Source organism: Gemella sanguinis ATCC 700632 (genome assembly GCF_000701685.1).
Classification (GTDB): domain Bacteria; phylum Bacillota; class Bacilli; order Staphylococcales; family Gemellaceae; genus Gemella; species Gemella sanguinis.
The window spans coordinates 11487-35409 of sequence record NZ_JNJO01000019.1 but is presented as its reverse complement, the minus strand read 5'-3'; the positions used below and the strand labels follow the sequence as shown (position 1 = coordinate 35409).

Sequence of the window (23923 nt, the reverse complement as noted above, 5' to 3'; positions counted from 1 at the left end):
AGACGTATATCAAAAGAAGGAAAACTATTGTATAAGAGAAGAAAAGAAACAATAGAACGTAGCTTTGCGGATTCTAAACAAAATCACGGATACAGGTATGCACAATATAGAGGAAAAGCCAAAGTACAGTCGTACGCTTGGCTGTCTTGTTGCGTTCAAAATATGAAAACAATAGCATTAAGAGAGGTATAAAACCTCTTAATACTACTGGATTTTTGCCTTAAGGCTTATTTTTTTTGAAAAAAAATACCATAACATCAATACTAGCTTGATATTTCGGTATTTTTGTCAACAATCTGAAAAATCTGAAGTATATAATTTTATACTTCAGATTTTTTTATTACATAGATTAACTCATTAAATTAAAGGTATCTATCTGTAATATACCATTTCCCATCAATTTTTTTAACAGTTATTGTATTTTCTGTTCTAGCAAACGCAGAGTCCCCTTCATCTACTGAAACTTTTACATCAGCCGCATACTCACCGTCAACTTTTACATTTAATACTTTACTATCTTTATATTTTCGCGTTAATTTAGATAGATTACTCTTAGCTTCCCCATCTTCTTTCATTACTTTTTTGATTTCATCATCCACTAATTTTCTTGAATCTTTACTTGGATAGTAAATATAATCTTGAGCTTTAACATAATCTTCTTTTTTCACAGCTTTTATATAACCTTCTACTGCATCTCTTGGACTGCTTGCTCCTACATTATTACTAAAATACATAAATCCAGCTATTGCAGCTATTAAAACAGCTAGTATTACTGATCCAGTAACAATTTGTTTCTTAGTAAGATTACTTATTTTGTTTTTAACGTTATTTAAATAGTTACTAAATTGACTGTTTGTTGGTTGGTTATTATACTGGCCATTCGGTTGGTTATAATTTCCGTATTGTTGATTATTGTACTGACCATTTTGTTGATTATAATTCCCATATTGTTGATTATTATATTGACCATTCGGTTGGTTATAATTTCCATATTGTTGGTTGCTATATTGACCATTCGGTTGGTTATAATTTCCGTACTGTTGGTTATTATATTGACCATTCGGTTGATTATAATTTCCGTACTGTTGGTTGTTATATTGACCATTCGGTTGGTTATAATTTCCATATTGTTGGTTGCTATATTGACCATTCGGTTGGTTATAATTTCCGTACTGTTGGTTATTATATTGACCATTCGGTTGATTATAATTTCCGTACTGTTGGTTGTTATATTGACCATTCGGTTGGTTATAATTTCCATATTGTTGATTATTGTATTGACCGTTTGGTTGGTTATAGTTGCCATTTGGTCGATTATTATATTGGCCATTTGGTTGTCCATAGTTTCCATTTGGTCGATTGTTAAATTGACCATTTGGTTGCCCTTGATTTCCATTTGGTCTATTGTTGAATTGACCATTTGGCTGTCCTTGGTTTCCGTTTGGTTGGTTGTTAAATTGACCGTTTGGTTGCCCTTGATTTCCATTTGGTCTATTGTTGAATTGACCATTTGGTTGCCCTTGATTTCCATTTGGTTGGTTGTTATTTTGACCATTTGGTTGACCTTGATTTCCGTTTGGTTGGTTGTTATTTTGACCATTTGGTTGACCTTGATTTCCGTTTGGTTGGTTGTTATTTTGATTATTTGTTTCTACCTTTTCACTAGTTTCAACTTTGTCATTACCTTCCAACTTTTCATTTTTTTCAACTTTATCGTTTACTTCTACCTTATTATTTGTTTCTTTTTCCGATTGTAAATCGTTAGAATTATTATTTTTCTCCATACAACTGATTTCTCCTTAAAATTACTCTATACTTAAAATATAGTTAAAACTTATCTTAAATATTATACTTAAATTTGAATAACTTGTCAAAATTTCTTGTATTATTTTTATAAGTTTTATAAATAAGAGAGAGTTTTGACAACTCTCTCTTAGAAAAACACATATTTACTAACTATATTCGATGTTTTCATACTATTTTTATTAAAGTTTTGCACTTTCCATATCTTCATCAGTTATCGTAGTTATATCTGCATTTATATCATCCAGTAAACGTAACGCTAGTTTTTTTCTTAGCTTTTCATTTTGATTTCTTATCCATCTACCATTACTATTATCATTGCTTATATTATAGTTATGCTTTACAAATTCTGCATATTTTTCATGATTAAGTTTATAACCTTGGTTTTGCAATTCTAATAAACCAATTTTGTACAATTGATCTACTGTATAATCTTCAAAATTAAAATGGTTTGGTATTCTACTTCTTAAACCTTCGTTCGTTTCTAAGAAATCCATCATACTTTTCGTATAACCTGCGAAGATAATTACTATATCTTCACGATTATCTTCCATAAATTTCAATATTTCGTTAATTGCTTCTCTACCGAAGTCATTTTCACCACCTGTCGCAAGTGTATAAGCCTCATCTACAAATAACACTCCACCTAACGCTGATTCTAGTACTTCTCTAGTTTGTTTAGCTGTATGCCCAATGTATTTTCCAACAAGATCTGAACGTGAAGTCTCAACAAATTTATCTGATTTAGTAAGACCTTTTTGATATAATATTTTTCCTATTAATCTTGCTACGGTTGTTTTCCCTGTTCCAGGATTTCCTAAAAATAGTGAATGAAGTGTTAAAGGCGCATCTTCTAATCCTTTTTCTCTTCTAAGTTTATTCATCTGAGCTAAAGCAATAAACTCTCGAACTTCAGTTTTCACCTTAGTTAAACCAATCATCTCATCTAATTTTTCAAAAGCAGTTTTTTCTCCAAAATATTCTATTTCTAATGATTCAGCAACAACTACAGGTTGTTTCCTTTCATCAATTTCGAAATTTCCTGATTCTTCTTTATACTGTATTTGTCTTAGTTTTGCTACATCAAATGATGAGTCTCTCTCTACTTTTATAGGAGGTACTGATAATCTTCCCATATTTATAAGATTAAACTTAACTTCACTATTTTGAGCAATATATAAATTTATCTTTCCATTCATTCGACCAAAAATCGATATTACATCCCCTGTAAATCTTGAATTTTCTTCAACAAAGATACTTTCTTCAAAAATAGAGTGTTCATTAACCTTCACTACTGCTCTATCATACATTTTAGCTGAACTAGTTGCTATATTTGTAAGATTTACTGTTGAATTAATTACACATAGCGCACTACTGTAGTTTGGTTGAAAAATCGTCGATGAGTTTATTGATACTTCCGATTCTTTAATAAATACACACGGAATATTATCTTTAACATCCCCACCTTTTATAAGGTTATTGTACATACTTCCTTTCGATTTTTCTTTTATAGATAAAGTATTAGAAGCATTATAATCTACTGTAGTATTATCTATTTTAAATTTCGTATTATACATAGTTATACTGGCATAAATTACTGACGCATTTATGTCTAACTTTGCATCTTTTGTATAAACTTTATGTACTTCTAGAGAAGAGGGGCGCACTACTGATTTAGATAGTTTTATACTTGCGTTATCATCTGCATATATGATTGGATAAATTTCACCTGTTTTAACAGCATTCTCTATTATTAAACCTTCTCCAACAATAGCCGCCAAATCTTTTACGTTAAGCGCATTACTTTTTTCTCGATTAAGCCTAATAGCCACATTTTTTAAAGTAACTTCCGCTCCTTTTCTCACAAATACCCCTGTTCTTATTTCCGGTATAAATTTCGACTTATCTTTTGATTCAAAATCAAAATCCCCTACAATTTTAATACTTTTTGTAATTACTATATTTTTGTCACTTTCATAACAATATCCACTTGATATCATTATAGTATCCCCATCTTTAGCCTCTTCTATCGCTTCTAATAAGGTCCAGTGTTTTCTCTTTTTAAAAAAAGATGAATTATTTGGTCCAACTATAAATTCCGCCATATATTCACAATCCTCTACTTTTTATTTATTACAGTCATTAAATATTATAATATTGTTATTATAGACTTGTCAATCTTTGTCATAAACTATAAAAACGCATATTACCGTTAAAAAAAAAACAGCAATAATTACTAATTTTTTAACTAGTAACTATTGCTTATTTTCACTTTTTTATTTATACATTATCAAGTATATTATTAACTTTCTATGCCTATTCTAGGTTAACATACCATCTATTTTTTACTTTTTTCAATAATAACCAGTTTCCTGATCTATTCCTATTAGAATCTGGTTTCTCTTTCAATAAAGCATAAGGTTCTTTCCCATTTTCTTCTACTATTTCTCCTACCATTAAACCTTTAAAAGAAACATACGCACCTCTATATATGGCCTTGTTTACGTACCTTTTTCTTTTATCATCTTTGTTTATTTCTTCTTGCAATTCTTTTCTGACTTCTTCCCTTCTTTCACTACAAGCATAGTAAACATAATCACTAGCTTTTAAATAATCTTCTTTGTCTACTGCATCTAAAAATTTTCGAGCTGCTTCTTCAGGTGTTTTCGCCCCATAAGCATTAGATGAACGAATGAAGAAAAATATTCCCGCTATTATAACAACCAACAATGTTAAAATGATTGTTATATTTTTTTTATTTACACATTTAGACTTTTTATTCTGTTGTTTATTATCATTCTCTTCATTTAATTGTGAATCATTACTTATATTATTGTCATTATTAATATTATTATCTTGATTTTCCATGTATACTTCTCTCCTTTAGTATTTACACATAAAATTACATTATGTCGCAATACCACCTATCGTCTACCTTTTTCATCTTAAAATCACTATAGACTATTTTCCCAGGTTCGCTCTCTCGTTTTAACGTCACCCTTGCTTCATCGCCTAGTTCATCTACACTAACTATCTTATAGTCTTTATATGTCTTATACAAATGTCTATGTAAACTAGTTTGTATTTTATCTTTATCTTTTAATTCCTTTTTTACATCTTTTCTTATATCATCATTTTCATAATAAACATAATTACTAGCTTTTTCATAGTCGTCTGAATTTACCGCTTCTACAAACCCTTGAGCCGCTTCCTGAGATGTTTTTGCCCCAACAGTATTATTCGAACGTATAAAGAGAAATACTACCGCTATCAAAGCAACCGCTAAAGTTAGCACAATAGTTACTGTCTTCTCATTTAAATATTTTGATTTTATTTTTTTGTTAGACTGTCCATCGTTGCTTTCTTTTTCGAACTGAGAAGCATTTTCTATCTGGTTCTCAAGTTCATTGCTTTTATTTTCATTATTCTGCACAATACTATTCTCCTTTATTTATTTTCGTAAAAATACCTTAAAATAGTTATAGAGTGACTTAGATAAATCACTCTATATTCTATTTTTATTTAATTTACTAGAACTCTATTTTAGTTTTTGCTAAAACTTCTTTAGCTTCTTCAAATATACCTTCTATTACATCTTTAACCGGTCTTATTTCATTTACTAAACCAGCGATTTGCCCTGACATTATAGATCCATTTTCCACATCACCTTCATAAGCTGCTTTTCTTAATGAACCTAATGTTAATTCTTCTAATTCCATTAGAGTTGATGATTTTTCCTCTAATTCATGATATCTCTTAGTTAATTCGTTTTTAATTCCTCTTACTGGTGCTCCAAATTTTGTACCAGTTAACGTTGTTGAAGTATCTACCGCTTCTAAAATAGCATTTTTATAATTTTCTGAGACTGGACATTCTTCTGTAGCTAAGAATACTGTTCCCATTTGAACTCCACTTGCACCTAAGCAATATGCAGCAGCTACTCCTCTTCCGTCCGCAATACCACCAGCAGCAATAACAGGAATATTTACAGCACTAGTTACTTGTGGTAAAAGAGCCATAGTAGTACTTTCTCCTACATGTCCTCCCGCTTCCATACCTTCTACAACAACAGCATCACAGCCAAGTTCTTCCATTTTTTTAGCTGCTTTTACAGATGGGATAACCGGAATAACTTTTATTCCTGCTTCTTTTAGTTTTGGCATATATTTTCTTGGAGTCCCTGCACCTGTTGTTACGATTCCTACACCTTCTTCAATAACTACATCGATAATCTCATCTATATTATGCATCATTAACATTAAATTAACTGCAAATGGTTTATCAGTATGTTTTTTACAATTAACAATTTCTTCCCTAATTTGTTCAATACTCATACCTCCAGATGCGATTATTCCTAAACCACCGGCATTAGATACAGCTGAAGCTAGTTCGTGTCTTGCTATTTGTGCCATACCACCTTGAAATACTGGATATTTTATCCCTAATAATTTTGTTATTGTCATAATTATTCTCCTTTACGCCTTTTAATTTTTATTGCTTTTTTCCTATGTCTTTATATTATATCAAGTTTTTCTTGTTTTTAAAAATAGTATCCTAAAATACCAGAGAATTTATTAAATAAAAGAGAGTAATTCTTAATTAATATGAATTACTCTAAAAAAGTGTATTAAAATATAAATTTAGCTATTAAGTAGCATACTATCATTAAGATAGTTGATGATAAGAAACAGGCTACAAAAACTCGCATACCTCGTTCTTTTATAACTTTAAAGTTAACACTCATTCCTAAAGCTGTCATAGCCATACCTAAAAAGATATAAGCTGCATCAACAAAATATGGTGCTAACGGTTTTAAAAAGCTAACGTAACTACCTAGAATACTCATAAAGACAAAACCAATAATAAAGTATGGCATTGGCATCTTACCTTGAGCTTCATCGTTGCTACGGCGGTTAATTACGAATAAAACTATTGCAACTACAATAAGCATAAGTACACGAGATAATTTAGTAAGTATTGCAGTATCAAGAGCTACTTGACCTCCTGCGCCACCTGCAGCAACAGCATGAGCTATTTCATGCAAGCTACTTCCTGTAAAGATACCATAGTTATAGGCTTCTAATCCTAAATACGGTTTTAATGTAACTTCTATTAATGTAAACACCGTTCCTAATATAGCTACTACCGCAACAGCTAATACGCTATTATCTGTTTTAGCTCTTAGTTGTCCACTTACACCCATTACCGCAGCAGCTCCGCAAATACCACAACCACATGATGATAATAAAGCAAGTTCATGATCAACTTTGAAAATTCGACACATTGTATAAGTAAGAATTATCATAAATAAAACTACAAAGAAGGCTAAAAGTAATGTTTTCTTACCTTCTGTAAGTAATTTATCTAATGCTAATTTAAAACCTAATAAAATAATTCCTAGACGTAAAAATTTATTACTTATAAAAGGTATGTCTCCTTTAGTTTGAGCTTTTAATGATTTTGATAACTGCAACACCATACCTATTACTAAGGCTATAACTAAGTGCCCAAATAATTTTAAAGCAGGTAATGTAGCTAAATACTTAGCACCGACTGATACTACTGCAGTTATCAGTAATGTATAATAAAAATTAAAACTCTTAAATCTATCCACTTATTTTCCCCTTTATTTTATTCTAAAAAGCTTATTAAGCCATTTCTGTTTTTATTATACTACTTACATTATTTTGATTCAAGGTACTGAAAAAAATTATATTTGATTCTTAAAAGAAAAAGGACGTGAAAATTATCGCGTCCGTTTTAACATATTCTATTGCATTTTTTCTCCCGCCTTATAAACATCATCCAACAGTTTATTTATTTCTTGTTTTATCTCTTTTTCATACTTGCTCTTTTCTTCTTCTGTTAATTCTCTACTAGGTTTATCTTTGCCTTGATCTATAGAGCTATCAACTATACTCATATTCCTATCAAAAATAATAAGGTTAAGATACCCAGTTATATATACATATATTTTTTTACTATTCGTAGGAGATTGAATAATAAACTTTGTTTCCCCTTTAGTTTCTAACACCGGTATTCTATCCATCATTATATCATTTTCATCTACTTCATATCCTGCTTTATTTACCTGTCCTCTATATCTTGTTGTATTCATTAATCTTTCAAGTTGTTCATACTCATTACCTTTATTATTTTCCCTAGTTAAGACTTTAGGGGCTGCTAATGTATCATACAAAATCACTATTACTGGAGCTATAAAAAACAGCAATAATATTACTTTAAACATTCTACTCATCATTTCTTTTTCCTCTATTGTTTTTCTCCCTCTCCCGCCTTATAAACATCATCCAATAGCTTATTTATTTCTTGTTTTATCTCTTTTTCATACTTGCTCTTTTCTTCTTCTGTTAACTTTCTACTGGGCTTATCTTCGCCTTGGCTTATTACACTTCCCGTAATAGTCATATCCTTATTAAAAATTATTAAATTGCGATCTTCTTCAGTATTTATATGTATAGTTTTATCCATAGGAGATTCAATACTTAGTTTATTTTTTCCTTTAGTTTCTAACACTGGTATTCTGTCCATCATCTGCAAATCATAATCATCTACTTCGTATCCCGCTTTTCTCACCTGTTCTGCATATCTTGTTGTATTCATTAGTCTGTCAAGTTGTTCATACTCATTACCTTTGTTATTTTCTCTAGTTAAGACTTTAGGGGCTGCTAATGTATCATACAAGATTACTATTACTGGAGCTATAAAAAACAGCAATAATATTACTTTAAAAATTCTACTCAATATGACTTCCTCTTATTTCTTTATTCTTTATATACATCTCTTTAAATATCTTTTTCTAACACCAGTATACATTTCGTATTAAAAGGTACTTCATCTAATTTAAAATATTTTTGTAAATACTGTAAATAACTCTCATCCTTCTCTTCTATTACGCTAGATACTTTGAAGTTTAATGGGTTAAGTAACCACTTTTCTAAATAATCTTGAATATTGTATTCTTCTTTACTTTCTCTTTCAAGTGACTGTAAGCCCCAAACCACATGAAATATAACTTCATAAGCTTCTTTTTCTGTAGTTTTGTATTCTTTATTATTAGTCTTTTCGACATTTTGTATAATTGAATTTTCTTTAAGTTTTTTAACCCATCTATCAACTTCTTTGCTAGCTTTTTCACTTTTCGTATTTATTTTATATAGTTTATCAGAATTGTTATTAGCCCAATCTCTTATAATAAGTTTCCCGTCTTTTTTTAAGTTTCTATATATTTGTTTTAATACTTTAGTTCTCTCAGGACGAGACATATAACTTATTATTTCATGAAAGACACTTGACAAAAAAATAATGTCATATTTTTCTTTACTTTTCTCTAAATTCTCATCAGTAATAACATCGATATTTAAATTAGCCAATTCATTTTGTACTGTTGGTGAAATATCATAAGCATAGTATTTCGCACCTGTTTGTTGAACACTCTTAATAAATTCAGGTGAAATTCCTGAACCATAATCAAGTACTTTAGTTTTTTTCTTTAAATAAGGTTTTAATACATCGAATTTAGATAAGGCTGTTTTATTCATACGTGTGATATATGTATTTTTATCATTATTATAATTTTCCATCTTTTCCCTCTTATTCTTTATAAACATTTATTTCATCAATTTATTTTTCTTAGTAACTACACTGAAAAACTCTATTGCAAAGTCTTTTTAGCTTCTTTTGCTACTTTTCGTTAATTATACTATACCTTATACTATTTATCAAAATTTGGCTTCTTAATTTATAGTCTACATAGACTATGAACGCAAAAAAATACCAAGCACATTATGTACTCAGCATTTTTTTATCTATTTTATCTATCCTAATAATAAGAATAAGTAGTGGGCTATTATACCAGCTACTATACCACCGATTGTATGTGAAATTATAGCTTTTGAAGATAATTTTCTTACTCCTAAAGCATCCATCATACCGATATGTGTACTTAAGTATCCACTCCAACACATACCCATAGCTGTAAATACTGCAATATCATTAGCTCCTATAAGTCCGCTTTTCAGGAACTCTGGTACTAGTGAAATAGCTCCACCAACCGCTCCTAATGCAGTTATTGGGAAGGCTATTGCTTCTGCTGATTTGAATCCAAATAATGGTTCAAGAATAAATGTTAATTTTTCTCCTAGCCATGGTAAGAATCCTACACCTTCATAAGCTGCACCAGTATAACCATCTGCTGGCATCTTGAATGTTAACATCATTACAAATGTACAAACTATAAGTACCCCTGGTATAATTGCTAATCCCATTTCAACCCCTGTTTTACCACCTTCTAATAAAGTATCTAAAACTCGTTGGAATGTATTTCCATCTCTTATTATTCTTACTTTTTCAGGTGAGTCATCATCATTTGTTATTTCAACAACTGGATCATTTGCTTCATCACCGTAATATTTTTTAGTTTCTCTAAGCATTAAGCGTACACTGACAATACTACCAATAATTGCCCCTATATTACCTATAATAGCTGCTTTAATATATCCATCACCTTGTCCCATCATAAACATTGTTACGATAAGCCCCATACCAAACGCTGTACCTAAGTTACATAATGCTGGTACTTGATACTTTTTGAAAAATGAAACAAATCGTTTATCTTTCGCAAATGGAATAATCGCAGGGTTATCAGATAAATATGTTGCAATTGCCCCAGTTACACTAGCTCCTGGCATTCCCCAAAGAGGCTTCATCAAGGGTGCAAATATTTTGTTAATTAAAGCTATCGCTCCGAACTCTGATAAAAGTGCACTTATTGCACCCGCTATAACAGCCATCGCCATAATAAAGAATACTGTATTTAGTAATAAATCATGAGCTGTTGCCATCATAGTCTTAAACATTAATGGTGTTCCCATTTTATGAGCCATTAATCCAAAAATTAAAAAGAAAATTCCTAAGAAAACATATGTTTCCAAACTTATCGCCTTTTTAACTATTCTCTTATCTTTCCGCCTATCATTGTTATCCCTAGACATAAAAATCATCCTTCCTTTATTTTACTTATTATGAATTTGATTTACTTTTTTCGTTCTCTGTTCTACTACACCCTTACACATATTATAACATTTTCCTCATTATTCTGGCAACTATTTTAATATTATGTTAGATTAACTCACATAAGGATTTTTTCATTTTTTTAGAGTTCTGTTAAATAACATCTTTTCAATATAATATTTTTTTAGATTTTTTATTATTAAACCACATTATTTTTTATGTATTTACAAACCTTTAGCGACTTTAACATTATTGTTTTCTGTAATACCTAAATTATATTACAGTATTGTACTTGTTATATTTTAATTTTTGTTAGTTTATTTAAAGTTTACATACTCTATTTAAGCTGCATAATTTTTAAAAAATTTTCCTTAAAATAATAAGTAGTTTCTTTGCATTAAAACGCTCTTTTTGATAGAATATAATGGCAATGAAAGACAAACTAGGAGAAAAAGGTATTTTATGAAGAATAATAAAAATAACAATAAAGTTTTAAAGTTTTCTATTAGAAAGCTTTCTTTTGGTGCGGCGCCTGTTATTATTGGTGCCTTAATTTTTGGTAGTTTTGTACCAACTGATGTTCATGCTGCTGAAACAAAAAGCACTAATGTTAAGTTCACTTACTTAGCGGAAAATGAATTAACAGAGGCAGAAAAAACCTTAATTAAGAAAAGCGTCCCTAATGACATAAATGAGGGCGAAACTTATTATATGGTTTATAAAAAAGAAGCTAACTGTACGCACAAAGAAGATAAAAATTCAACAGAGGTAAAAACATTACCTAACACAGGTCAAAGTTCACTTCCTCTAGCTGGATTAGGTCTAGGTTCTGCTGTTCTTGTAGTTCTTTTACTTTCTAAAAAACATAGAAATAAAGTGCTAAGCGTTGTATTAATCGGAGCAATGGGTCAAAGTATAGTTCTACCTTATGAATCATTTGCTTTTGAGAATAAACAACTTGTTCAATATAACAATCAAAAAGTTATTAATAATTCTAGCGAATTAGCTAATGGTGTTATTGATATTGATGGATATTGCTATGTTGGTTACTTTACTCTTAAAGATTTAGACACTTTACCTAATTCTTCAACTAAAGAAGGAAATAAAAAATTAGGAACTAAACCAACTACTCCATTCCAATATAAAACAACACCAAATACTGGAGATAAAATATTAGTTGAAAATAAACCGGAATTAAAAGTTACTACAGAAGCTGTTGCTTTTGAGACTATGACTCAATATGATGCGAGTCTTACTAAAGGGCAAACTAAAGTTATTCAAGAAGGTGTTAATGGTGAACGTACTATTTTAACTGAAGTTTCTGAGGTTAATGGTTCGAAATCTAGCAAAGTTATTAGTAGTTCTATTACTAAGCAACCTACTAATAGAATAGTCGTTATTGGTACTAAGGAAGTAGTTGTTCCACAACCAACTCCGGCTCCAACGCCAAGTCCAAAACCGACTCCGACTCCAACTCCAAAACCAACGCCGAGTCCTACTCCGACTCCAACTCCAACACCGACTCCGACTCCAACTCCGAGCCCAACTCCAACACCAACACCGAGTCCAACTCCGAGCCCAACTCCAACTCCAACACCGAGTCCAACTCCGAGCCCAACTCCAACACCAACACCGAGTCCAACGCCAACTCCAAAACCGGCTCCGACTCCGACACCGACTCCGAGTCCAACTCCGAGTCCAATACCAACTCCAACACCGGCTCCAACACCGGCTCCAACACCGGCTCCAACACCAACTCCGGCTCCGACTCCAACTCCGAGTCCAACACCAACTCCGAGTCCAACACCAACTCCGGATACTAGTACTAAACCTGTAGTCACTACTAAGAGTTCTACTGAAGTCGTTCCTTTCGAGACAATAACTCAAAATGATGCAAATCTACCTAAAGGGCAAACTAAAGTTATTCAAGAAGGTGTTAACGGTGAACGTACTGTAACAACAGAATTTACTACAACAAATGGAGTTACAACTAGCAAAGTTGTTGGAAGTTCAATTACTAAACAACCTGTTAATAAAATAATAGCTGTTGGTACTAAGGAAGAAGTTGTTCCACAACCTACACCTACTCCAACACCAACACCTAAACCAGAGGAAAAACAAGAAGAAAAAATTGATAAAGCTGCTTTAAAAGCTCAAATAGATAAAGCTAAAGCTATTGTGACTGGTGATTATTCTACTACTAGTTATGAAGCTTTACAGCCTATTTTAGATGCAGCTAAAGGTATTTACGACTCTGAATCTACTAAACAAAGTGATGTCGATGATCAAGTCGCTAAACTAAAAGCTGCTTTAGATGCTTTAAATGTTGATAAATCTGATTTAGAAAAATCTATCACAAACTCTAAAGCAAAAACAAAAGAAGACTATAGCTCATCTAGTTGGGAAAACTTACAAAAAGTTTTAGCTGAAGCTGAGTTAATCAAATCTAACAGTAATGCTAAACAAAGTGAAATTGATCATATTAATAATAAACTTCAAGCAGCTATTGAAGGTCTAAACACTGATAAATCTGAACTTGAGAAACAATTAACTGATGCAAGTTCTAAAAAAGATACAGACCACAGCAATGATAGTTGGAGCGAATTAGAAAAAGCTAAAAAAGCTGCAGAAGATGTTAAAAACAATCCAAATGCTACACAACAACAAATTGATGAAGCTGCTGAAAAACTGAAAAAAGCAATAGATAATCTAACAGTAGATAAAACTGAACTGAAAAACCAATTAAATATTGCTGGAGCTAAAAAAGAAGCTGATTACAGCAAAGAGTCTTGGGGTAACTTCCAAAAAGCAGAGTTAAAAGCTAAAGAAGTTAACGACCAAACATCTCCGCTTCCAAAACAAAGCGAAATAGACGAAGCTACTAAAGCTTTAGAAGATGCGATAAAAGCTCTTGCTGTAGATAAAACTGCTTTACAAAATGTTATTAACTCTGCAAACAGCAGACGTAAAGAAGAGCACACTACTCAAACATGGAAAGATTTAGAAAATACATTAGCATCTGCGAATACTATTTTTAACGATAGTGATGCTACTCAAAACAAAGTAGATGAAGCTACTAAGAGTCTTACAGAAGCTATTGAGAACTTAGTAAAACTTAGTGAAAAACCTATATTAACTTTTACTAATATCGAGAAAAAAGACTTAGAACGTACAGCTACAGCTAAGTACACTCTAGATAATCCTACTAACACTGAAATTAAATCTATTAAAGCAACACTGAAAAAAGGCGATACTATTGTAAAAACTGTAGATTTAACTAAAGATAGTCTAGATGCTCTACTGGATAACCTTGACTACTACAAAGAGTACACATTATCTACTACTATGATTTATGACCGTGGAAATGGTGAAGAAACTGAAACTCTTGCAGATCAACCTATCCAACTAGACCTTAAGAAAATTGAAATCAAAGATATTAAACGAACTGATTTAATAAAATACGAAAACAACACAGAAACAGATGCTACTCGCTTATCTTCAATTCCTGAAGATTTAAGTAATTACTATCTAAAAATTACTTCTAATGATCACAAAACTAATTTACTAGGGGTTCAAAAAATTGAAGAAACTACAGTTGATGGTAAACAAGTTTACAAAGTAACTGCAGTAGCTGATAATTTAGTACAACGTAATGCAAATAATAATTTTGCTGAAACATATACTTATCACATCGCTAAACCTAAACCTAGCGAAAACAATGTTTACTACGACTTTGGAGAATTAGTAAATGCTATTCAAGCTAATCCTTCAGGTGAATTCAAACTTGGTCAAAGCTTGAGCGCTCGTAACATTGTTCCTAATGGAAAATCTTATATTACTAGTGAATTTACTGGTAGACTTTTAAGTGATGGAGATAAACGCTTTGGTATCTACGATTTAGAACATCCTTTATTTAATGTTATTAACGGTGGTACTATTAAAAACATTAACTTTGAAAATGTTGAGATAGATAGACCAGGACAAAACCAAATTGCGACAATTGGATTTAATATTAAAAATAATGGTTTAATCGAAGATGTTAAAGTTTCTGGTTCAGTAACTGGTAATAATGATGTTGCTGGATTAGTTAATAAAATAGATGAAAATGGTAAACTTGAAAATGTAGCATTTATTGGAAAAATCAACTCTGTAGGTAATAACTCAACAGTTGGTGGTATTGCAGGTTCTAACTATATGGGGTTTGTTAATAGAGCCTATGTTGATGCTACAATCACAGCTAATAATGCCAACGCAAGTATGCTTGTTCCTTTCGTTACATATATGCTAAACAGCTGGTTATCAGGTACTAAAGCAAAATTAACAAATTCTGTTGCTAAAGGTACACTTGATGTTAAAAACACTAGAAATGTTGGTGGTATTTCTGCTAAAACATGGCCATATGGAACTGTCCAAAACAACGTAACATACGCTAAAGTAATCAAAGGACAAGAAATATTTGGTTCTAATGATGTTAACGATGAAGATGGTGGACCGTTTGTAAAAGAATTATTCGGAGTAATTGGTTATAGTTCTGAAGAGGATGGAACTGGTAAAGATACTAAGAACCCTAATAAACTTAAACATTTAACTAAAGACGAAGCTGATGCTCGTGTTGCTGGTTATAATATCACAGCCGACAAGTTCGAAAGTGATCCATATTGTATGAATACTATAAACAACGTAACTACTAGCGAAACAGCATATAATAATATTCAAGATTACAATCCTGAATATAAACAAGCTTATAAAAATATTGAAAAATTACAACCATTCTACAACAAAGATTACATTGTATATCAAGCTAATAAACTAGATAAGAACCATAACTTAAATACTAAAGAAGTTCTTTCAGTTACACCTATGAACAACAATAACTTTGTAACTGACTTAAGTGATGCAAATAAAATTATCGTTCATTATGCAGATGGAACAAAAAATTACTTCAACTTATCTTCTAGCGATGAAGGATTAAGTAATGTTAAAGAATACACTGTAACTGACTTAGGTATTAAATATACACCTAATATCGTTCAAAAAGATCACAGTGCTTTAATCAACGGTATCGTAAATATCTTAAGCCCTATTGAGCTACAATCTGATCCGATTTACCAAAAACTTGGTAGAACAGGACCAAATAAAGTAAATGCGATTAAAAATCTATTTTTAGAAGAAAGTTTCGATTATGTAAAAGCTAATTTAAATACATTAGTAACTAAACTAGTTGAAAATGAAGATCACCAACTTAATAATTCTTCCGCAGCTCAACAAATGATTCTTGATAAAGTTGAGAAAAATAAAGCTGCCCTATTATTAGGTTTAACGTACTTAAATCGTTACTACGGTGTTAAATTCGATGATGTTAACATTAAAGAATTAATGTTATTTAAACCTGATTTCTACGGTAAAAATGTCGATGTTCTTGATAGATTAATTGAAATCGGATCTAAAGAGAATAATATCAGTGGTTCAAGAACATACGATGCTTTCGGTGAAGTTCTAGCTAAATATACTAAATCTGGAGATTTAAATAGTTTCCTAGACTACAATAGAAAACTATTCACTAATATTGATAATATGAACGATTGGTTCATCGATGCCACAAAAGATAAAGTCTATGTAGTAGAAAAAGCTTCTCAAAACGAAGGAGTTGGTGAGCATAAATATCGTGCTTACGATAACTTAACTCGTGGATTACACAAAAAAATGATTCTTCCATTATTGAATCTAGATAAGACAGAAATGTTCCTAATCTCTACTTATGACACTATGTCTTACGGAACAGCTAATAAATACAATACTACTTTAGAAAAACTAAAACCTGAGATTGATTTAGCTGCACAACGTCAAATTAATTATCTTGACTTCTGGCACAGATTGTCTCTTGATAAAGTTAAAAATAGATTATTTAAAGATATAGTGTATCCTGTTTGGGAAGGATTCTATGTTTGGGGTCACGGTTGGCCAGGATGGCCTGAACGTTACGGCCAATTCAAAAACAGCACTGAAGTATACGCTCCAATCCGTGAAATCTACGGACCTGTAGGAGAATACTACGGTGATAACGGAGCTGTTGCTGGAGCTTATGCAAGTATTTACGATAATCCAAATGATAATCGTGCTAAAGTAACATTCGTAATGTCTAATATGATTAGTGAATACGGAGCTTCTGCTTTCACACACGAGACTACTCACTTAAATGACCGCCTTGTTTACTTCGGTGATTTCGGTCGCCGCGAAGGTACAGATGTTGAAGCCTTTGCCCAAGGTATGCTTCAATCACCTGCTACACAAGGACATCAAGGTGAATACGGTGCATTAGGATTAAATATGGCATTTGAAAGACCTAATGATGGTAACCAATGGTATAATACTAATCCAAATGATCTTAAATCACGTGAAGATATTGATAACTATATGAAAGGTTATAATGATACTCTTATGATGTTAGATAACCTTGAAGCTGATGCAGTTCTTAGTCAAAATAATAAAGAACTAAATAATCTATGGTTCAAGAAAGTCGATAAACAAATGAGAGGTGACTCGAAAAACCAATTTGACAATGTTCGTGCTCTAAACGATGCTGAAAAAGAAATTCAACTTAACTCAGTTGATGACTTAGTAGATAATAACTTTATGACAAACCGCGGACCTGGAAATGGTATCTATAAACCTAATGATTTTTCTTCTGCATATGTCAACGTACCTATGATGACAGGTATATACGGTGGTAACACAAGTGAAGGTTCTCCTGGAGGAATGTCATTTAAACATAATACATTTAGATTATGGGGTTACTATGGATATGAAAAAGGATTCCTAGGTTATGCTACTAATAAATATAAACAAGAAGCTAAGAACAGTGGTAAGAATACTCTAGGTGATGACTTTATCATTAGCAAAATCTCTGATGGTAAATTCTCAACATTAGAACAATTCAAAAAAGCATACTTCAAAGAAGTTAAAGACAAAGCTTCAAATGGTTTATCAACATTTGAAATAAATGGAACAACAGTTTCTTCATATAATGATTTACTTGCCTTATTCAAAGAAGCTGCAGCTAAAGATGCCGCAACTATAAAAACTAATAACAACGGTAGTAAATCAGTATCTACAAATAATACAACAAAACTAAAAGAAGCTGTCTTCAAGAAACTTCTTCAACAAACAGATAGTTTCAAAACTTCTATTTTCAAATAGATTTAAAAATAAAGGCTAGGAATAAATTTTCCTAGCCTTTTTAATAAAAAAACTAGCCTATGGATTAAATCCAAAGACTAGTTATGTTTATAATATTGATACTTCTTTTTTATATTGTTCTTTTATATTTTCATCAAGCTTATCATCACTAATAATCGCTGTTAAATCTTTTAATCTATAAAACGAATAAAAAGCATGAGTTGAAAACTTGCTGTGATCCGCAAGCACATATCTTTCAGTTGCGTTATTTAATATAGTATCATTACAACGCCCCTCTTCCTCATCAGATATCGTTACCTTCTCTAAATCAATACCATTAACCCCTACAAAAGCTTTATTGACACTTATTTTACTAAGGGCATCTTGTGTAAAATATCCTACAAAACCTTTTGTTTTAGGTCTGTATCTTCCTCCGATAAAAATAAGATCACATGATGGATTATCTTTAAATTGTTCAAATACTGTCATAGAGTTAGTTACGATATTTATATTTCTATCTTGTAGAAATTCCGCTAAATAACTAGTAGTACTTCCTGCACCGATAAAAATAGTTTCATTATTTTTGATTAATCCAGCTACTTTACGAGCTATTTCTTTTTTCTCATCAACATTGACAGATATTTTTTTATTAAAATTATCTTCTTGATAAAAGTTTTTTGGTTTTAATTTCGCTCCACCATGAATTCTAGTTAAATGACCATAATCTTCTAGTTCCTTTAAATCACGTCTAATAGTCATTTCAGTTACTTTCATGTCATTAGCTAAACGATTTACCCTAACTAAGTGTTTTTTCTTTAATTCATTTAAAATATAACTATGTCTATCTATTTTTAACATACTTACACCTCTTTTCTCAGATAAAATTATAGTCATCTAAATCATATATAGACTTAGACAACTATAACAATTTTATTTTTCTTGTGCTTTTACTACTCTTGTATTTAATAAATTATCATGTAACAAAATAGGATCTACTTCTCTTGCTACATATTTTTGATACAAGAAATAGAACGATACTAACGGTATAGTAAACCAGAATAAAACTACTTTTGCTAAAAATTCTCTAATTAAATATTTAGAAAAATCTATTTTCTTACCATCAGTAGGAACTATTCTTATTTTACAGATTTTTTTACCTATAGTTTGCCCTTTCCAATTACTTGGTAAGTATCCATATAATAATATCGCAAAAATTATTATTGAAATCATCATATACAAAGCATTTCTTTCATTCTCAGGTCCACCTATTTTTTGAAGGTTATGACTTGTATATTGGAATAAAAGTGCTATTGGTAAATAAATTGCTAAGTCTATTACATAGGCAATTATTCTCTTTACAGATGATGCATCTTCTCCTGTTAAATCAGGCACTTCTTGATTAATCTCTTCAGGTACATTTCCTGTTGATTTTGGAGCTATATTTCTTTCATTATAGCTATATGAATTATTCTTTTTTATTTTTTTTACCATTAGTTCTACCTAGTCTTCTAAGTTTACATTATGATATACTTGTTGAACATCATCACAGTCATCAAGCATTTCTAACATTCTTTCAAATTTAGCTTTATCTTCTTCACTTAAAGTTACTTCGTTTTGAGGAATCATAGAAATTTCAGCAACTTCAAATTCTTCAATACCTGCAGCTTTTAATGCTTCTTGGATTTCGTGGAAGTGTTCTGGATCACCATAAACAATTGCTAATTCATCTTCTTCAACGATATCACGAGCATCGATATCAGCTTCCATAAGGATTTCTAATAACTCATCTGCACTTTTTCCTTCAACACCGATAACTGCAGTATTATCAAACATATAGTTAACAGAACCAGTAACACCTAAGTTACCTCCATTTTTACCTAATGCTGTACGTACTTCTGCAGCTGTACGGTTAACGTTATTAGTTAGAGTATCAATAATTACCATTGTTCCACTAACTCCGAAACCTTCATAGCGTAATTCGTCGTAGTTTTCTTCACTACCACCTTTTGCTTTTTCAATAGCTCTATCTATAATATTTTTTGGTACACGATATGTTTTTGCTCTCTCAAGAACAACTTTTAGATTTCTATTACTTTCAGGATCTGGTTCACCACTTTTCGCAGCTTGATAGATTTCACGACCAAATTTAGCGTATATCTTACTAGTGTTAGCGTCCTTAGCGGCTTTTTTTTCCTTAATGTTATTCCATTTACGACCCATAATAAATCTCTCTTTCTTTTATTTAATTTGTTTTAGTTTTAAAAAACTTTTATTTACATTATAAATATCCTTAATTTGTATAAATTTCCCTGTGATTCTATACTTAATTAAAAACATTATACACCCTACTATATTACAATATATAAGCTGTTTTTTCAAGAATTTTATTATCGTTTTTACTTGTGTTTTGTTATATCAAACATTTATTTACAAATAAACACATATCTTACTATTTATAGTTTATAAAAAAATTTTTTAATAAAAAATGCTAAGCAACTTTTTGTTGTTTAGCATTTCTTTAGTATGTTTAATTACTCTAAATTTGACAAAACTTTAAATTTATATTTATTGGATTTATCTTTACCTTCAGCCTTTTTCAAGCTTAAAAATATAACACAAATCTATATTGTTTTATCTTTTTTTACGTCGCTTAATCATTGTAGCTAACATCATTAAACCTACTCCTATTATTCCAGTATTTGTTGTAGATTGACCTGTTTGCGCCAGTTTCTCTTTTTGTTCTTTAACTACCTCTGATTTCCCTGTAACACTTGGATTTTCTAATTTTTTCGGTATCCCTGGTTTTTCCGGAGTTTCTGGTTTTTCTGGTGTCTCCGGTGTTTCTGGTTTCTCTGGCTTCTCTGGTGTCTCCGGAGTTTCCGGTTTCTCTGGAGTTTCCGGTTTCTCTGGAGTTTCTGGTTTTTCTGGTGTCTCTGGAGTTTCCGGTTTCTCTGGTGTCTCTGGTTTTTCTGGTTTCTCTGGAGTTTCTGGTTTTTCTGGTGTCTCTGGAGTTTCCGGTTTCTCTGGTGTCTCCGGTGTTTCCGGTTTCTCTGGTTTCTCTGGAGTTTCTGGTTTTTCTGGTGTCTCTGGAGTTTCTGGTTTTTCTGGTGTCTCTGGAGTTTCTGGTGTCTCTGGAGTTTCCGGTTTTTCCGGTTTTTCCGGTGTTTCTGGTTTTTCTGGTGTCTCTGGAGTTTCTGGTTTCTCTGGTGTCTCCGGTTTTTCTGGTTTTTCTGGTGTTTCTGGTTTTTCTGGTGTCTCTGGTGTCTCCGGAGTTTCTGGTTTTTCTGGTGTCTTAGTTTCTTCAAAGACCCATACACCTTTGAAATTAATATCTGTATTTTCTACAGTTACTGATCCATCTGGTTCATAACCTTTAAATACCCATTTACCTTCTTCTAATGCCACTTCTGTTTGAGTTGGTTGTTTTGGTGTTACTTTTTCCCCTTTTATGTAAGTTGCATTATCTAATGGTTTTAATGCCTCTACTACTAACGGTATTTGTTTACCAACAGTTTCGCTTACAAACGTATAAATTACTTTTTGTTCTTTTTCCCAACCTGCATAAGCTGTTATACTTTCTTTAGCTATTGGAGAAACTATTTGATCTCCCGTTACTCCAAATGACTCTTTTGATATTGTAAACTTATCACTTTGATTATCTTTTGTTGTAAACCATCCTTTAAATCTATAACCCTCTCTTGTCGGTATCTGAGTAGTTTCTTGTAGATTTAAATCTGGTTTATATAAAGTTACTACTTCTTCAATAACTTTATTTCCATCTGAAAATTTAGCGTTATCTGCATTTACATCATAAACAACTTTTGCTCTTTGACCTAATACTATTGTATTATTTTCTGGGTTAAGTACATAATCCCATTTAGCTAGCGAGTTATGATCTGAATAATCACTTACACCTTCTGTATCTCTTGTGAAGTAATGTAATAATTTAGCATCTTCTTTTGTTGGTGTATATGTTCCATCTCCTTTTGCCACTAAATATCCTACTTGGCGCTTTGATATTTCTTTATTCTCTCCACCTTCTTGTTCACTGATAGAAACATTGATTTTGTTAGTTAACGCTCCTTTTAATACTAGAGCTGATTCTTGATCTAATACTCTTACATCTTTTTCATCAAATTGTGCTTTAGGTGTGATTGTTACATCTTTTTTAGCGTAAATACTTGCCCCAGCATACTCTTTTACTTTTCCGCTGTTTTCTTCATCACCTGCTGTACCGTCACTAACTTTAGAGTTATTTACAAAGTTTGCTGTATCCACTAATAAACTTCCATTATTATAGATACCTCCACCATATTTATAAGATGTATTATTTGCAATAGATGTTTCTGTTCCACCTGATACTTCTACAGTTCCATCATTGTAAATAGCTCCACCTTTAACTGAGAATCCATTCTTAATAGATCCTCCTTCTACTTTTAGTGTATTTCCTTTACCTACGTAGATTCCTCCACCACGCGTATCTTTCCACGCAAATCTAGTTCTTGTATTAATAATATCTGTATTACGAAGTATTAGATTTACAGAACCTTCTTCTTCTTTTCTAGTAGATAGTGTAATTGCTCCTCCATTTTCATCTGTAGTTACATCTTTTATAGTAGTATTTTCTATAATGGCTGTTGATGTTCCTTTTGATTCAAAAGCAATTGCTCCTCCAAAAGTAGCAATTGATGGTCCGTTCCACCAAGATCCTGCTCCTGTTAACGTTGAGTTAGTTAATGAAAACTTCCCAGAACCTACTATATCTATAAATCCTCCTGCAAATGTTAATTTTGAACCAGTTGCAGTAAATGTTGATGAGTCAACTTTAAGATCACTATCACTACTTACTATTGCTCCTCCGCTTATACCATATGCATCACCTAAATTATTGATATCGAATTTAGTATTTTTAACCGTTGTTGTTGCATGACGCATCGCTATGGCTCCACCAGTATTAAATGATTTAGCTACATTAAATGTAGAATCAGATACTTCTAATTTTGTTCCATTATCTACAAATAATGCTCCACCTTCATTAGCTTCAACTTTCACTGCAAATGCATGGTTTCCAGAAAAAGTGGTGTCAGAAATTTTTACTTTAGAGTCTTTAGTCGCATGAATACCACCACCATTACCATGTCCGTCTACTAAAGTATTATTTAAAACTTCAGATTTATTTTCTAATGTAAGTTCTGCATTATATGCATATATTCCTCCACCATCTGGACGAACATCATCAGGTGTTCCTGCTTTTTTCACAGCTTTTGAATCTTGAACTGAAGTATTATCTAGTTTTAATTTAGAATCTCTAATAAACACTCCACCACCTTGACTTTGATTACCTGTATTACCTCTTTGAATAGTTGATTTTGTAAGTGTAACATCTGCATTATTACTGATAGCAAGCGGTCTTCCAATATCACCACCATCTAATGTAACACTGTCAAATGTGACATTACCTCCATTTACAGAAACCATATCTATGTTAGGTGTTACCAATTTTAAACTATATCCATTACCATGAATTTTCCCATTAAAAGCACTAGAAATATTTATCGTATTTTTAATATTTATATTATTACTTAATACCATATTTTGTGCGTTACTTTTAATTCTATCATTTAACTCTTGTTCTGAGCTGATATTTCCTTGTAAACCTGTTTCAGCACTAACATTTGATGCCATAGCAATAGTTTTATTTAAAATTGCGGGTTGGGTTAAAGCTAAACCTACAGATAATGGTACTACTCCTATAGCTAGCTTTCTTATTGGAAATTTTATTTTTTTCATGTTTTTTTTCATAATATATTAAACCTTTCCTTTTCTATTATTATCTATACTCTTCTTATAAATTTCTTCAACTTACTTTTATAATTAGTAGTATAATATAATAAAATTTAATATTATTGTA

At 31.4% G+C, this 23923-nt stretch carries 15 protein-coding genes and 1 pseudogene; 2 read left to right on the top strand and 14 right to left on the bottom strand.

Going from position 1 to position 23923, the window contains the following annotated elements; all coding sequences use genetic code 11:
- Positions 1 to 180 (top strand): annotated as a pseudogene (locus T369_RS09510) (transposase); the annotation flags it as partial.
- Positions 181 to 362: 182 nt separating this feature from the next.
- Here T369_RS09510 and T369_RS09025 read toward each other — a convergent pair.
- The 10 genes from T369_RS09025 to T369_RS0106920 form a co-directional block, all read right to left on the bottom strand.
- Entirely contained in the window at positions 363 to 1784 is a 1422-nt protein-coding gene (locus T369_RS09025) for a DUF4878 domain-containing protein (RefSeq protein ID WP_031553502.1), read from the bottom strand.
- A gap of 201 nt (positions 1785 to 1985) precedes the next feature.
- Positions 1986 to 3908, bottom strand: coding sequence for an AAA family ATPase (locus tag T369_RS0106960; protein ID WP_031553499.1), 1923 nt, complete (start codon positions 3906 to 3908; stop codon positions 1986 to 1988).
- 211 nt (positions 3909 to 4119) lie between these two features.
- A complete protein-coding gene (locus tag T369_RS0106955) occupies positions 4120 to 4671 on the bottom strand; it encodes a hypothetical protein (protein ID WP_031553496.1) in 552 nt (183 codons plus the stop codon).
- A gap of 34 nt (positions 4672 to 4705) precedes the next feature.
- Entirely contained in the window at positions 4706 to 5236 is a 531-nt protein-coding gene (locus tag T369_RS0106950; RefSeq protein ID WP_031553493.1) for an Rv0361 family membrane protein, read from the bottom strand.
- A 97-nt stretch (positions 5237 to 5333) separates the two neighbouring features.
- A complete protein-coding gene (locus T369_RS0106945; RefSeq protein WP_031553488.1) occupies positions 5334 to 6266 on the bottom strand; it encodes an NAD(P)H-dependent flavin oxidoreductase in 933 nt (310 codons plus the stop codon).
- A gap of 164 nt (positions 6267 to 6430) precedes the next feature.
- Positions 6431 to 7417 (bottom strand): YeiH family protein, encoded by a 987-nt coding sequence (locus T369_RS0106940; RefSeq protein ID WP_031553486.1) that lies wholly within the window; start codon positions 7415 to 7417, stop codon positions 6431 to 6433.
- A gap of 156 nt (positions 7418 to 7573) precedes the next feature.
- Positions 7574 to 8062, bottom strand: coding sequence for a hypothetical protein (locus tag T369_RS0106935; protein ID WP_233417889.1), 489 nt, complete (start codon positions 8060 to 8062; stop codon positions 7574 to 7576).
- Between the two features lie 14 nt (positions 8063 to 8076).
- The gene (locus T369_RS0106930; protein WP_210727769.1) at positions 8077 to 8568 is read right to left on the bottom strand and encodes a hypothetical protein; all 492 of its coding nucleotides are present in this window, start codon (positions 8566 to 8568) and stop codon (positions 8077 to 8079) included.
- A gap of 41 nt (positions 8569 to 8609) precedes the next feature.
- Positions 8610 to 9407: a class I SAM-dependent methyltransferase gene (locus T369_RS0106925; protein WP_031553478.1), complete on the bottom strand. Its 798-nt coding sequence runs from the start codon at positions 9405 to 9407 to the stop codon at positions 8610 to 8612.
- A gap of 234 nt (positions 9408 to 9641) precedes the next feature.
- On the bottom strand, positions 9642 to 10817 hold the full coding sequence (locus T369_RS0106920; protein ID WP_031553474.1) for a CD0519/CD1768 family membrane protein: 1176 nt from the start codon (positions 10815 to 10817) through the stop codon (positions 9642 to 9644).
- 481 nt (positions 10818 to 11298) lie between these two features.
- On the opposite strand from T369_RS0106920, the gene T369_RS0106915 reads away from it, so the two are divergent.
- Positions 11299 to 18033: a ZmpA/ZmpB/ZmpC family metallo-endopeptidase gene (locus T369_RS0106915; protein ID WP_035496504.1), complete on the top strand. Its 6735-nt coding sequence runs from the start codon at positions 11299 to 11301 to the stop codon at positions 18031 to 18033.
- Positions 18034 to 18120: 87 nt separating this feature from the next.
- Here T369_RS0106915 and T369_RS0106910 read toward each other — a convergent pair whose 3' ends face one another.
- The 4 genes from T369_RS0106910 to T369_RS09020 all read right to left on the bottom strand — a co-directional run bounded on the left by T369_RS0106910 (position 18121) and on the right by T369_RS09020 (position 23802).
- The gene (locus T369_RS0106910; RefSeq protein WP_031553468.1) at positions 18121 to 18870 is read right to left on the bottom strand and encodes a DeoR/GlpR family DNA-binding transcription regulator; all 750 of its coding nucleotides are present in this window, start codon (positions 18868 to 18870) and stop codon (positions 18121 to 18123) included.
- A 72-nt stretch (positions 18871 to 18942) separates the two neighbouring features.
- The gene (locus T369_RS0106905) at positions 18943 to 19503 is read right to left on the bottom strand and encodes an RDD family protein (protein ID WP_031553465.1); all 561 of its coding nucleotides are present in this window, start codon (positions 19501 to 19503) and stop codon (positions 18943 to 18945) included.
- Positions 19504 to 19512: 9 nt separating this feature from the next.
- Positions 19513 to 20232, bottom strand: coding sequence for a YebC/PmpR family DNA-binding transcriptional regulator (locus T369_RS0106900; RefSeq protein ID WP_031553463.1), 720 nt, complete (start codon positions 20230 to 20232; stop codon positions 19513 to 19515).
- 411 nt (positions 20233 to 20643) lie between these two features.
- Positions 20644 to 23802 (bottom strand): SHIRT domain-containing protein, encoded by a 3159-nt coding sequence (locus T369_RS09020; protein ID WP_162164964.1) that lies wholly within the window; start codon positions 23800 to 23802, stop codon positions 20644 to 20646.
- Positions 23803 to 23923 lie beyond the last annotated feature (121 nt).

Excerpts from the sequence above, each read along its gene's own strand:
- T369_RS0106900 (WP_031553463.1), bottom strand. The coding sequence starts at position 20,232 with ATGGGTCGTAAATGGAATAACATTAAGGAAAAAAAAGCCGCTAAGGAC.
- T369_RS0106920 (WP_031553474.1), bottom strand. The coding sequence starts at position 10,817 with ATGTCTAGGGATAACAATGATAGGCGGAAAGATAAGAGAATAGTTAAA.
- T369_RS0106915 (WP_035496504.1), top strand. The coding sequence starts at position 11,299 with ATGAAGAATAATAAAAATAACAATAAAGTTTTAAAGTTTTCTATTAGA.
- T369_RS09025 (WP_031553502.1), bottom strand. The coding sequence starts at position 1,784 with ATGGAGAAAAATAATAATTCTAACGATTTACAATCGGAAAAAGAAACA.
- T369_RS0106945 (WP_031553488.1), bottom strand. The coding sequence starts at position 6,266 with ATGACAATAACAAAATTATTAGGGATAAAATATCCAGTATTTCAAGGT.
- T369_RS0106935 (WP_233417889.1), bottom strand. The coding sequence starts at position 8,062 with ATGAGTAGAATGTTTAAAGTAATATTATTGCTGTTTTTTATAGCTCCA.
- T369_RS0106955 (WP_031553496.1), bottom strand. The coding sequence starts at position 4,671 with ATGGAAAATCAAGATAATAATATTAATAATGACAATAATATAAGTAAT.
- T369_RS0106905 (WP_031553465.1), bottom strand. The coding sequence starts at position 19,503 with ATGGTAAAAAAAATAAAAAAGAATAATTCATATAGCTATAATGAAAGA.
- T369_RS09020 (WP_162164964.1), bottom strand. The coding sequence starts at position 23,802 with ATGAAAAAAATAAAATTTCCAATAAGAAAGCTAGCTATAGGAGTAGTA.
- T369_RS0106925 (WP_031553478.1), bottom strand. The coding sequence starts at position 9,407 with ATGGAAAATTATAATAATGATAAAAATACATATATCACACGTATGAAT.
- T369_RS0106910 (WP_031553468.1), bottom strand. The coding sequence starts at position 18,870 with ATGTTAAAAATAGATAGACATAGTTATATTTTAAATGAATTAAAGAAA.
- T369_RS0106960 (WP_031553499.1), bottom strand. The coding sequence starts at position 3,908 with ATGGCGGAATTTATAGTTGGACCAAATAATTCATCTTTTTTTAAAAAG.